The following is a 13,109-nucleotide window of genomic DNA, read 5'->3' as shown; positions in this document are numbered from 1 at the left end:
AGATCAAGTCTGAACTACTACATGTCAGGTGATCTGGCGTCTTCCATTATCGAGGGGGCACTACTACGCCTGCGTCCCGTGCTGATGACTGCGCTGGTTGCTAGCCTGGGTTTCGTGCCCATGGCGCTTAACACTGGAACTGGTGCCGAGGTGCAGCGTCCGTTGGCCACTGTAGTCATCGGTGGGATCATTTCGTCAACATTGCTGACGCTGCTGGTGCTGCCCGCGCTCTACAGTCTCGTCCACGGCGGGAGCCGCGCAAACCGGAAAGCTTAACAGAGGTAACCCTGGAGGTCGTGCGACCTCCAGGGCTTTTTTAGTCTCGCCACTACTACCGCTCATCATCCTCATCTGGTTAATCCCCCCTCCAAAACTTCCTTGTTGACGTTGGCTGGTATTTGACCGACTAACGAAATACGGTCGAGGCGTGTAAATCGACCAACTTGCAGACCTGCGCCGTCGTGGAGCGCGATTCAACTGTTGCCCCACTTGGCGTGAGGGATAGTTTGACAATGGGGTGTCTCTTGTAGCCAATCTCGATGGGTACGATACAAGCGTTTATACCTGTCTCTCTCTCGCCCGGAGTTCGTTTTAGAAGTGGTTTAGAGGGAGTTTTAGGTAGCTCATGCCGTTGTCCTCTTTTGGCGGGAAACTGCCTGCCCGCATGTTGATCTGAATGGAGGGTAGAATCAACTTCGGCATGCCCAGTGTGGCATCGCGTTTTTCACGCATCGTCACAAACTCGTCTTCGTCGACGCCCTCGTGAATGTGGATGTTGTGCTGCCGTTGCTCTCTTACGGTAGTTTGCCATTGATGGTGATCGCGTCCCTCGGATAGGTAATCATGGCACAGAAACAACCGAGTCTCGTCGGGCAGCGCGTACAGCTTTTGTACCGAGCGGTACAGAGTCCGGGCGTCGCCGCCGGGGAAGTCTGCTCGTGCAGTGCCGTAGTCCGGCATAAACAGCGTGTCGCCCACGAAGGCCGCATCCTCAATTACGTAAGTCAGGCAGGCGGGCGTGTGGCCGGGGGTATGCATGACTCGAACATTCAGTTCTCCAATCTTAAACTCGTCTCCTTCTTCGAAGAGTTCATCGAACTGTTTGCCGTCCTGTGAAAACTCCTGACCCACGTTGAAGATGTTTCCAAACTGGCAGACTGGCTCAAAGGCCAACGTCGCAACCCGGTCAAACTCTACACCTTTGGCGCACCCCGTGTCGGGCTGGAAGGCTTTGCTCGGCATCTGACGAACAGGGCCCTCTCGAGCAATATTTACCGTGTCTACCATAAAACCGATCCCGTCCCGATGATTCCGGTTTACCCCTACCGCCACCCGCCATCACCCGGTGATGGCTATCACATTCCCTGGGGCCGAGGCGCCATTTCCTTCGCCGCCCACCGTATCGGTCACTATGTGGACAGCACTCGTCAGTGCAGTTGGTTGGCGTTGAAAGGACGTCCCAACCCCGAGCTGGGAGAAGAGGCGCTCAAACAATGGTTGTCCCGAGACACGCTGGATAATCCCACGGATCCGTCGGTTTGGGAGCGGATCAATAGTGCGATGGCATGGGTGCTGAGGAAAATCAGCGTGGTGTTTGTGGCGCCGATTCAGGCGGCATTGATGGGCGGGCTGACCTTGGCGGACCGAATTGCGCTGGCCTTGCGGCAGGGCGTTGATGCGTCCAAAGACGCCGGGTTCTGGGTGTTGCGGTTGATGCGACGGATTATGAAGCTCTTGGGCTTTGGGGCGATTGCGGAGACGACGGCGGAGCTAACCAGAGAGCTCATGCGTTGGGTGCTGATCCGGTTGATCGATCGAATGACCCAGATGGCGCAGCGGGCTTTGCGGCAGTTGCGGGGTGGGTAACGGCGCTCTGTAGCTTAGTTTGTTTCGGTGCCCCTTCTGGGACGGGTAACGGCGGATGCGGGCTTCGCCCTTATCCGCCCTACGCGAGCTGCCGTGGTATCCGTAGGGGCCGAGCGCAGCGATTAAACCCCGCATCCGCCGTAAAGTCACTTGAAAGTGAATATTTTGGTGATCACTCGGTCCCCGGTTCATACCCAAGCACCGGGCTCAACCAGCGCTCCATTTCGGTCAGGCTCATGCCTTTGCGCTTGGCCAGGCTTTCCACCTGATCCTTCTGGATTTTCCCCACATTGAAATACTTGGATTTCGGGTGGGAGAAATACCAGCCGGAGACCGCGGCGGTGGGGTACATGGCAAAGCTGTCGGTCAGTTCGAGGCCGGAGTTCTTCTCCGCATCCAACACCCGGAACAGCGTCGCTTTCTCGGTGTGGTCCGGGCACGCGGGGTAGCCCGGGGCAGGGCGGATGCCCTGGTATTTTTCCCGGATCAACTCGTCGTTGCTCAACGTCTCATCCGGCTGATAGCCCCAGAACTCGGTCCGTACCCGGCGGTGCATATGTTCGGCAAAGGCCTCGGCCAGACGGTCGGCCAGGGCTTTGACCATAATTGCGTTGTAGTCGTCCCCGGCCGCTTCGTACTCCTTCGCGAGCTCTTCGGCACCGATACCGGCGGTGACCGCGAAGCCACCGATATAATCCTGCTTGCCAGAGTCCTTGGGCGCCACAAAATCGGCCAATGAATAGTTGGCCGGATCGTTACCGGGTTTCTGATTCTGTTGACGAATGTGGTGCAGAGTGTCGATCACCTTGCCCTTGTCATCATAAATTTCAATGTCATCGTGATTGACCGTGTTGGCGGGCCAGAGGCCGATGACCCCGCGCGCTTTCAGGCGTTTCTCGTCAATCAGCTTGCGCAGCATTTTCTTTGCGTCGTCAAACAGGTTGCGGGCGGCTTCACCGACGATTTCATCATCGAGAATTTTCGGGTACTTGCCGACCAGATCCCAGGACATGAAGAAGGGTGTCCAGTCGACGGTATCCAGCAGGTCTTCCAGTGGGTAATCATCAAAAACCTTCAGGCCGGTAAAGGTCGGGGCAGGGGGCGTGTAGTCGTCCCAGGCCATCGCCGGTGCATTCTCGATCGCTTTCGGGTAGGTGCGCAGAGTGCCGCGGGGTTTGCGGTTGGCGTTGCGCTCGCGCACCTTGTCGTATTCGGCCTGCAGGTCGGCAACGAACTTCGGGCGGTTGGCATCGGAGAGCAGGCTGCCTGCCACGCCAACCGCGCGGGACGCGTCAGCCACATAGACCACCTGGTTCAGGTTGAACGCCGGGTCGATTTTGACCGCTGTGTGGGCTTTCGACGTGGTGGCGCCACCGATCATCAATGGTTTATCAATACCCTGACGCTGCATCTCCCGGGCGACATTCACCATTTCATCCAGCGACGGAGTAATCAGACCGGACAGGCCGATGATGTCGCAGTTCTCCTCTACGGCCACCTTGAGGATTTTTTCGGTCGGAACCATCACGCCCAGGTCGACCACTTCGTAGTTGTTACATTGCAATACGACCCCGACAATGTTCTTGCCGATATCGTGCACATCCCCTTTGACCGTGGCCATCAGAATTTTGCCGTTGGGTTTGCTGGCCTCGGTTTTCTCCGCTTCGATAAAGGGCTGGAGGTAAGCCACGGATTGTTTCATCACCCGGGCGGACTTGACCACCTGGGGAAGGAACATCTTGCCCGCACCGAACAGATCGCCGACCACGTTCATGCCGTCCATCAATGGGCCCTCGATCACATCCAGTGGCTTGTCAGCGCGCTGGCGGGCTTCTTCGGTGTCTTCGATGATGTAGGCGGTGATGCCCTTGACCAGTGAGTGCTCAATGCGCTTTTCCACGGCCCAGCTGCGCCACTCGAGATCTTCCTTTTTCTCGCCGCTGCTGCCGTCGCCTTTGTACTTTTCGGCAATTTCAAGCAGGGTTTCCGTCGCGTCATCTTTGCGGTTGAGCACCACATCTTCGACTTTCTCTTTCAGCTCTTCGGGCAGGTCGTCGTACACCGCCAACTGGCTGGCGTTGACGATACCCATGTTCAAGCCGGCCTTGATGGCGTGGTACAGAAACACCGAGTGAATCGCTTCGCGCACCGGATTATTGCCCCGGAAGGAGAACGACACGTTGGATACACCACCGCTCACACCGGCGTGGGGCAGGTTTTCCCGGATCCAGCGGGTGGCCTCAATGAAATCCACCGCGTAGTTGTTGTGCTCGTCAATGCCGGTGGCAATGGCAAAAATATTCGGGTCAAAAATAATGTCCTGGGGCGGGAAGCCCACTTTGTCGACCAGAACGCGATAGGAACGTTCGCAGATTTCTTTCTTGCGCGCCGCGGTATCGGCCTGACCATCTTCATCAAACGCCATTACGACCACCGCTGCACCATACTTGCGACAAAGTCGGGCGCGCTCAATGAACTCTTCTTCGCCTTCCTTCAGACTGATGGAGTTGACGATCGGCTTGCCCTGAATGCATTTCAGCCCGGCTTCAATCACGGTCCACTTGGAGGAGTCGACCATCACCGGCACCCGAGCAATATCGGGTTCGCCGGCAATCAGATTGAGAAAGCGCACCATGGCTTTCTCGGAGTCCAGCATTGCCTCATCCATATTGACGTCGATCACCTGGGCGCCGCCCTCGACCTGCTCCAGGGCGACTTCGAGTGCAGTGGTGTAATCCTCTTCCACGATCAGACGCTTGAACTTGGCCGAGCCGGTAACGTTACAGCGCTCACCCACGTTGACGAACAGGGAGTCCTTGGTGATGTTGAAGGGTTCCAGGCCAGACAGGCGACAGGCCGGCGCAATGTCGGGCAGCGGCCGCGGGGCGTGCGTGGCCACGGCATCGGCAATCGCTTTGATGTGCTCCGGTGTGGTACCACAGCAACCACCGATAATGTTCACCAGACCGCTGGCCGCAAACTCTTCGACGACGGCAACCATTTCCTCGGGGGACTGATCGTATTCGCCGAACTCATTGGGCAGGCCGGCGTTCGGGTGCGCTGACACCCAGCAGTTGGCCACCCGGGACATTTCCTGCACGTAGGGGCGCAGTTCCTCGGCGCCCAGGGCGCAGTTCAGGCCCATGGAGAAGGGGCTTGAGTGGGCCAGGGAGTTGTAAAAGGCTTCGGTGGTCTGCCCGGACAGGGTGCGTCCGGAAGCATCGGTAATGGTGCCGGAAATCATCAGCGGCAGCTCAACACCGTTCTGCTCAAAATAGGTCTGTACCGCGAAGGTGGCGGCTTTGGCGTTGAGGGTATCGAATACGGTTTCGATCAGAATCAGGTCCGAGCCACCCTTGACCAGCCCGTCGAGGGCTTCCATATAGTTCTCGACCAACTCATCGAAGGTAATGTTGCGCGCACCGGGGTCGTTCACATCCGGTGAAATGGAGCAGGTGCGACTGGTGGGCCCAAGCACCCCGGCGACGAAGCGGGGTTTATCCGGGTTGTCGGCGGTGTACTCGTCGGCCACTTCCCGAGCCAACCGCGCGGCGGCCCGATTCAACTCCGGCACCAGGTCTTCCATTTCATAGTCGGCCATGGAGACACGGGTGGAGTTGAAGGTGTTGGTTTCGACGATATCGGCCCCTGCGTCGAGGTAGCCCTTATAGATGTCTTTGAGCATGGCCGGTTGGGTAATGGCCAGCAGGTCGTTGTTACCCGCGACGTCCTGGTGGTAATCCGCAAAGCGCGCGCCCCGATACTCGGCCTCGGACAGTTTGAGGTTCTGGATCATGGTGCCCATGCCGCCATCGAGAATCAGGATGCGCTCGCGCACCAGGCGATGGAGGGCGTCAATACGGGCTTGGCGATCGTCGGTCAGGCTCATGGATTACCTATCAGAGGGGATTGATTTGATTCGAAAGGGCATGGATTTTAGCAGAAATGGCGCAAGATCGCAGGTTCGAGCATGTTGAAGTGATCTCGCGGAAGACTTCGTCGCCGAGGGCTGCGGGAGGGAAGGGGTCTTTGAGGCACGCCGTAAACCCATCCATGGGGGCTCGATCGCCTGCCGTCCAGGCAGGCGACGTCCTCAAAGATCCCTTCCCTCCCTCCGCTGTGCCTGCATAGCGTTCCGGGAAATAGCACCCTAAATATCCGCTACATACCAATTCTGTATGGTGGATAAGGGGTGAAACCCCGTCATCCACCAAATAATGCCGCTGCCATGCTTAATTATGGTGGATGGCGCCCTCCGGGCTTATCCACCCTACGTCAAATTGTGGCACTGAGAGCCGGTGCGGGGTGTACCGTTTGTAGACTCTCTGAGGCATGGATGCCGATGAGAAGCCTCCAGGGATGGATTCACGGCGGGTCTACAAACGGTACACCCCGTGCCGGATCGGGCGTGACGCAGCTACTGCACTCTGTCCCAATTTTCTACCCCTTTGTCTCCAAGCCCAATATCCCGTAAAATACCCGAGTAAATCAATCAGGTATACGCCTGTCCCAGTATTGGAGGCCCGCACGCCACTATGGTCAATGTACAGATCACCGAATCCGCCCAGCAGTACCTCAAAGAGCTTCTGAACAAACAGAAGGACAGCGAGGGCGTCGGAATTCGCATGTTTGTTGCCAGCCCGGGAACCCCCCAGGCCGAGACCTGCATTGCCTACTGCCGCCCCGGCGAAGAAAAGGAAGACGACGAAATCGTCGAACTGACCGCCTTCAAAGCCTACTTTGAAGGCCGCAGCCTGCCATACCTGGAAGACGCCAAGGTCGATTACTCCCCGGACCGCATGGGTGGGCAGCTCACCATCCGGGCGCCAAATGCCAAAATGCCCCAGGTCAATGACGACAGTCCGCTCGAAGACCGCATCAACTACGTCCTGTACAACGAAATCAACCCGGGCCTCGCCTCTCATGGGGGTAACGTCAGCCTGGTGGAGATCACCGAGGACAACTACGCCGTATTGCGTTTCGGCGGCGGTTGCCAGGGCTGTGGGGCCGTGGAAGTGACCCTGAAAAACGGCGTTGAAGCGACGCTGAAAGAGAAGCTGCCCGAGTTGGCGGGTGTTCGGGATGTGACCGACCACACCGACCGCACCAACGCTTATATCTGACGCGATCCTCCGTAACCCGGCTTTACATCCGTGTTAACGGATGTAAAGCCGGGTTAAAGCCCGGTAAAACCGCTGCCAACCACGTCGTAACTGCCGCACAATAGCCGCTCCAATAAATACAGGCAGGAGCGATAACAACGGATGGTGGTTTCCCGGCAACTTTTCAAAAAAGCGGTGCTTGTCGCCGCGCTCGTTCTGATCACCTTGGCCGTGTTTCAATTCTGGCCGAGCGGTTCTAACGAAGAGGCGCTCGCCAGCGTCGAAGTCCGCCGTGGCAATATCGAGGCATTGGTTACCGCGACCGGCGTGCTGCAACCCCGCACCTATGTGGATGTCGGTGCTCAGGTGTCCGGCCAGTTGGAAACCCTGCACGTGCAGGTGGGTGATGAGGTCAAACAGGGGGATCTGCTCGCGGAAATTGACCCCACGGTGTACCTCGCCCGCGTCGATGGCACCCGAGCGCAGTTGCGCAACCAGCAGGCGCAACTGAAGGACCGCAAGGCGCAACTGACACTGGCCGAAATTCAGCTCCAGCGCCAGAAAAACCTCTTCGCCGAAGATGCGACCACCCGCGAAGCACTGCAAAGTGCGGAAGCGTCATTGCGTTCCGCCGAGGCACAGATCGAAGCACTGAGTGCCCAGATCGAGCAGACACAATCCACGTTGCGTGCCGAGGAAGCCAACCTCGAGTACGCCAAAATCTATGCCCCCATGGACGGCACCATCGTGACCATCGACGCCCGCCAAGGGCAGACGCTGAACGCCTCCCAAACGACCCCGATACTGATGCGCATTGCCGACCTGGACACCATGAGTGTCCAGGCCCAGGTGTCGGAGGCGGATATCGGCCAGTTGGAGGCCGGAATGCCGGTTTACTTCACCACCCTGGGCAATCAGGGGCGACGCTGGGAAGGGCAGTTGTCCCGGATTGAACCGACTCCCCTAGTCGAAAACAATGTGGTGCTCTATTACGCCCTGTTTGATGTGCCAAATCCCGGTGGACGCTTGCTGCCCCAGATGACGGCTCAGGTGTTTTTTGTCGCCGGAGCCGCTGACGATGCCCTGATCGTCCCGGTATCCGCATTGCGCTACGGAGAGCGGACTCAACGTAACACTGAAGCAGCTTCCCGGAGCGGACGATCGGCAACGGTTTCTGTGGTGAGCCCCGGCGCTGAGCCGGCGTTACGGGAGGTGCGCGTCGGTGTCACCGATCGGGTGCACGCGGAAATCCTGTCCGGGTTGAGTGAGGGCGAACGGGTTCTGCTTAGTGGACCGGAAAGCCGCAACCGGCGCGAGCAGGGTAGTGGCATTCCACGGATGTTTCGCTGATGTCGAGCACCCCCATCCTGAGCTTGTCCGGTGTTACCAAGAGCTACCACAACGGCGAGCTTGAAACCCGGGTACTGCACGGTATTGACCTGACGGTTTACCCCGGGGAGTTTGTCGCCATCATGGGCGCCTCCGGCTCGGGTAAATCGACCCTGATGAATATCATCGGTTGCCTGGACAAACCCACTGAAGGCCAGTATTGCTTCAACGGGCGCGACGTTGCCAATCTCTCGCCGGATGAGTTGGCCCAGTTGCGTCGGGAGTCTTTCGGCTTTGTCTTCCAGAGCTACAACCTCCTGCCCGGCGCCAGTGCACTGGAGAATGTCGAAATGCCGGCAATCTACTCCGCGCTCACACCGGCCCAGCGGCGCGAGCGGGCCCGGGAATTGCTGTCCACACTTGGACTGGCTGATCGGCTCGACCACAAACCCAGCCAATTATCCGGTGGTCAACAGCAGCGGGTTTCGATTGCCCGGGCGCTGATGAACGGTGGCCAGATCATTCTGGCAGACGAGCCCACTGGCGCACTGGACAGTCACAGCGGACGGGAAGTGATGGCGTTGTTGCAGTCCCTGTCTGCACAGGGCCACACCATTGTACTGATCACTCATGATCCGGAAGTAGCCAAACACGCCCATCGGCGTATCGATATCAGTGATGGTCGGATTGTCGCCGATCCGGGCGCGGCTGAGCCGGTATCGGACGCGGAGCAGCTGTCCGACCAGCCCGCTCCTGATTGGCACCGCGACCCGCCGTTTGCCAACGAGCTGACCGAAGGCACCAAAACCGCCCTTCGCTCATTGGGCAGTAACCTGTTCCGAACGGCACTGACCCTGTTGGGTATTGTGATTGGGGTGGCCTCGGTCATCACCATGCTTGCCATCGGCGACGGCGCGCGCCAGGACGTGGTGGACCGGATCAGCTCCATGGGCAGCAATCTGTTGCTGGTCCGACCCGGCGGGCCAGACCAGCGCGGAGGGCGCTGGAGTGTGACCACTCTGGTACCGGAAGACATGGACGCGATCAACCAGACCGTACCCAATATCATTGCGGCCATTCCCGAGCTGACCGGCGGCCAGACACTGCGCTACGGCAATTCGGATCACCGCGCCGAGATCAACGCGACCTCCTACGCGTTTCCGGCAGCGCGCCAGTGGTCGGTGGCGACCGGCAGCTTTTTTACTCTGGAGCAGCAGAACAACTACACCTCGGTGGCGGTTCTGGGGCAGACCGTCGCGGATTCGTTGTTCGGCGAAAAAAATCCGCTGGGTGAGTACATCATGATTCACAATGTGCTCTTTCAGGTCATTGGGGTCATGGAAGAGCGGGGCGCTTCGCCCATGGGGCAGGATCAGGATGACGTGGTGCTGGTGCCATACACCACCGGCAGCCTGCGTCTGTTTGGCCAGCAACACCTGCGCAATATTACCGTTGCGGTTGCGGATACGGACCGGATGAATGCCACCCAGGATGCGGTACACCAATTGCTGCTGCAACGCCACGGCACCGAGGACTTCCAGATTCGCAACATGGCGTCATTGATTGAGGCGATCTCCGAAACCCAGGACACCCTGACCTGGCTGCTCGGCTCCATTGCCGCCATTTCCCTGTTGGTTGGGGGGATCGGTGTAATGAATATCATGTTGGTCAGTGTCACCGAGCGTACCCGGGAAATCGGTATCCGCATGGCAACCGGCGCGCGAACACGACATATTCTGCAACAGTTTCTGATTGAGGCGCTGGTGGTGTCAGCTCTGGGTGGCTTGATTGGCGTCGTGTTGGGGCTGTCCGTGGCAGCGGCACTGAGCTATTTCGGCACGCCCATTTACTACTCCCTGTTGCCGGTGGTGCTGGCGTTCAGTTGCGCCTTTGCCACCGGCCTGATTTTTGGTTATCTGCCCGCGCGCAAGGCCTCCCGGTTGAATCCGGTCAACGCCTTGGCCACGGAGTGAACGCGATGAAATGCAACGTTTTTGCGGCCTGCTGCAGCCTGAGTGTTCTGGTGGGCTGTGCGAACATCGACCCTGTGCCGCGCCCCGAGATTGATCCCGACCTGACCTGGAACAGTGTTCTGGCAACATCCGGCGCGCGAGAGGGCTCGAGTTCCTTAGCGAGCTGGTGGCAGGCGTTCGGCGCTGAACCGCTCGACGCCCTGATGCAGCAGGCCTTACAGAACAGCCCGGACCTGATGGCCGCCGAGCAGCGCCTGCGCCAGGCGGATTGGCAGATGCGTGCGACGGGCGCCTCGGTCTATCCAGGCCTCAATGCCGGCGCCGGAACCAGCGTGCGCAGTGACCAGGACGTCGAGGGCGATAGCCGCTCTTCGGAGTCGACCTCCGCCAACCTCGGGTTGAGTTATGAATTGGACCTGTGGGGCAGGGTGGCGGCGGAACGAGCGTCCGCCCGCGCCGGTTTTCGTGCCAGTGAGCAGGATTACCGCGCCGCTTACCTTAGCCTGACCGGCGCCATTGCCAACACCTGGTTTGAATATCAGGCGCTGCACGCTCGCATTCAGATAGCCCAAGACAATATGGCGCTGAGCGAGCAGGTGATGACCGTCGTCGAGGTGCGCTATCGAAACGGCGTAGCCAGTGCGGCAGACGTCGCCCGCCAACGCACAAGCCTGTTGTCTCAGCGTGCACAGCTTCCGCCGTTGCAATTTCAGGCGCAACAGACGCGCCGTGCCCTGGCGGTATTGCTGGGAGCCATGCCCCAAACACTATCGGTTGAACCGCAGGCACTCAGCGACATCCGCTTGCCGGATCTGAAGGCCCAGCCGCCCGCGGAAGCCATTTTCGCACGACCGGATGTGGCACGAGCCGAAGCGCAACTGCAAGCCGCCGATGCGGACGTGGTGGTGGCACGTCGGGCTTTTCTACCCTCCCTGAGTCTGAGTGCCGGTTTCAGCCTATCAACGGCGGAACTGTTTTCGTTGAGCGATGCGCGGGAATCCGACAATGCCGGCCTGTCCCTCAGTCAGTTGATTTTCGATGGCGGACGCACGCGTGCCCAGAGCCGTCGGACGGAGGCGAGACGCCAGGAACTATTGGCTCAGTACCGGAATACACTTCTGGTGGCGTTACAGGAAACCGATGATGCGTTGGGACGTGTGACTCTGGAGGCCGGGCAGGAGACAAGCGATCAGGCGATTCTGGTGGAAGCGGAACGGGCGCTGCGGCTTACGGAAGTGCGGTATCGGGAGGGCAGTGATGACCTGTTGACCCTGATCGACGCTCAGCGGAACCTGTTTCAGGCGAGGGAGCAGATAGTCGAGCGGCGCTTGAGTCGGTTGTCGGCGACGGTGGCTCTGTATCAGGCGTTGGGTGGTGTTCAGTAGGGAATTGGGGCCGTGCGGTTAGGGGCAACGTCAAGTGAGGTAATGGCGGATGCGCGCCGGTGGCGCTTATCCGCCCTACGAATGGTTCGGCGGTTGCGTAGGGCGGATAAGGGCGAAGCCCGCATCCGCCGTCACCATACCTGCCGCTACTTCTTCACCCGCTCCTGAAGATGATCCTTGATCTTCTCCCGCATATCCTTCAACGCCTGAACGGTGGTATCCCAATCGATACAGGCATCGGTAATCGACACCCCATACTTCAGGTCTTTCAGATTCTCCGGAATCGGCTGGTTACCCGCGCCGATATGGCTCTCCACCATCAGACCAATAATCGAATCATTGCCTTCCATGATCTGATTGGCCACGTTCTCCATCACCAGCGGCTGAAGCTCGTGGTTTTTATTGGAGTTGGCGTGACTGCAGTCGACCATGATGTTGGGCGGATTGACCCCGGCTTTCTCCAGCTCCTGCTCGCACATGGCGACGCTCACCGAATCGTAATTCGGCTTGCCGTTGCCACCGCGCAGTACCACGTGGCCGTAGGGGTTACCACGGGTGTGGACAATGGAAACCTGGCCTTCGGTGTTGATCCCCAGAAACCGGTGCGGTTTGGAAACCGACTTCAGGGCGTTGATCGCCACGGTCAGGCTGCCATCGGTACCGTTTTTGAAGCCCACGGCTCCGGACAGGCCACTGGCCATTTCCCGGTGCGTCTGGGATTCGGTGGTGCGGGCGCCAATGGCAGACCAACTGATCAGGTCCTGCATGTACTGGGGCGAGATCGGATCCAGCGCCTCGGTGGCGGAGGGCAGGCCCAGCTCGGCAATATCCAGCAGCAGCTTGCGGCCCATGTGCAGCCCTTTCTCGATCTTGAACGAGTCGTTCAGATCGGGGTCGTTGATCAGGCCTTTCCAGCCGGTGGTGGTCCGGGGCTTCTCGAAATAGACGCGCATCACCACATAGATGGTATCGCTGACCTCGTCGGCCAGTTTCTTCAGACGCTGGGCATAATCCATCGCCGCGTCCACATCGTGGATGGAGCAGGGGCCAATTACCACAAAAATCCGCGGGTCTTTACGGTCGAGGATATTGCGAATGGTTTCCCGCCCCTGGGTGACAACCTCCCGGGCTTTGTCGGTCATTGGCAGCTCGCGCTTGAGGTCGGCCGGTGAGATCAACAGCTCCTGGGAGACAACGTTGAGATCGTCTATTTGCGTGTCGGTCATTAGGGTTAGTCCATAGAGTGTTTCGAGAATACGGCACCATTCTACTGAAAATGGGGCACTTTTTGGGAGAAATTTGCCGATGGGGTTGATAGTTTTTCCATGCCGCCACCGGCTGCTTATTATCTCTGGCAGTTGTCGCTAATTGCTTTACCGACATTAAGCCCAGATTGGCGGTGACGTCCGGGCCGGGAAGGGGAAGCCCTTTCAAGACACGCCGTAAACCCATCC

The 13,109-nt window shown here is 58.8% G+C and carries 9 protein-coding genes; 6 read left to right on the top strand and 3 right to left on the bottom strand.

Annotated features, from left to right (window positions below):
- Positions 1–276 (top strand): efflux RND transporter permease subunit (locus B3187_RS01905; RefSeq protein ID WP_286804373.1); only part of this gene is annotated, 276 nt, incomplete at its 5' end.
- A 315-nt stretch (positions 277–591) separates the two neighbouring features.
- Here the strand turns inward: B3187_RS01905 and B3187_RS01900 are convergent.
- Complete coding sequence (locus tag B3187_RS01900) at positions 592–1,242, bottom strand: MBL fold metallo-hydrolase (RefSeq protein ID WP_353743476.1); 651 nt, start codon at positions 1,240–1,242, stop codon at positions 592–594.
- Between the two features lie 63 nt (positions 1,243–1,305).
- Between B3187_RS01900 and B3187_RS01895 the strand changes: the two genes are divergently transcribed.
- A complete protein-coding gene (locus B3187_RS01895; RefSeq protein ID WP_286804371.1) occupies positions 1,306–1,866 on the top strand; it encodes a hypothetical protein in 561 nt (186 codons plus the stop codon).
- 172 nt (positions 1,867–2,038) lie between these two features.
- On the opposite strand, the gene metH is transcribed toward B3187_RS01895, so the two are convergent.
- A complete protein-coding gene (gene metH, locus B3187_RS01890; protein ID WP_286804370.1) occupies positions 2,039–5,755 on the bottom strand; it encodes a methionine synthase in 3,717 nt (1,238 codons plus the stop codon).
- A gap of 646 nt (positions 5,756–6,401) precedes the next feature.
- Here metH and nfuA point away from each other — a divergent pair.
- From nfuA to B3187_RS01870, 4 genes are all read left to right on the top strand, one after another.
- A complete protein-coding gene (gene nfuA / locus B3187_RS01885; RefSeq protein ID WP_286804369.1) occupies positions 6,402–6,989 on the top strand; it encodes a Fe-S biogenesis protein NfuA in 588 nt (195 codons plus the stop codon).
- A 141-nt stretch (positions 6,990–7,130) separates the two neighbouring features.
- On the top strand, positions 7,131–8,318 hold the full coding sequence (locus B3187_RS01880) for an efflux RND transporter periplasmic adaptor subunit (RefSeq protein ID WP_286804368.1): 1,188 nt from the start codon (positions 7,131–7,133) through the stop codon (positions 8,316–8,318).
- A complete protein-coding gene (locus B3187_RS01875; protein ID WP_286804367.1) occupies positions 8,318–10,270 on the top strand; it encodes a MacB family efflux pump subunit in 1,953 nt (650 codons plus the stop codon). Before B3187_RS01880 ends, B3187_RS01875 begins: the two co-directional genes overlap by 1 nt.
- A 5-nt stretch (positions 10,271–10,275) precedes the next feature.
- Positions 10,276–11,655 carry an efflux transporter outer membrane subunit gene (locus B3187_RS01870; RefSeq protein WP_286804366.1) on the top strand — a complete coding sequence of 460 codons (1,380 nt, stop codon included), beginning with the start codon at positions 10,276–10,278 and terminating at the stop codon, positions 11,653–11,655.
- A gap of 146 nt (positions 11,656–11,801) precedes the next feature.
- Here B3187_RS01870 and B3187_RS01865 read toward each other — a convergent pair whose 3' ends face one another.
- On the bottom strand, positions 11,802–12,881 hold the full coding sequence (locus tag B3187_RS01865; protein ID WP_024460021.1) for a 3-deoxy-7-phosphoheptulonate synthase: 1,080 nt from the start codon (positions 12,879–12,881) through the stop codon (positions 11,802–11,804).
- Positions 12,882–13,109: the final 228 nt, after the last annotated feature.

The sequence above is a fragment of the Marinimicrobium sp. UBA4209 genome (genome assembly GCF_002381585.1).
Classification (GTDB): Bacteria; Pseudomonadota; Gammaproteobacteria; order Pseudomonadales; family Cellvibrionaceae; genus Marinimicrobium; species Marinimicrobium koreense.
Note: the sequence above shows the minus strand (reverse complement) of the source record. Positions and strands in the feature narration are given on the sequence as shown.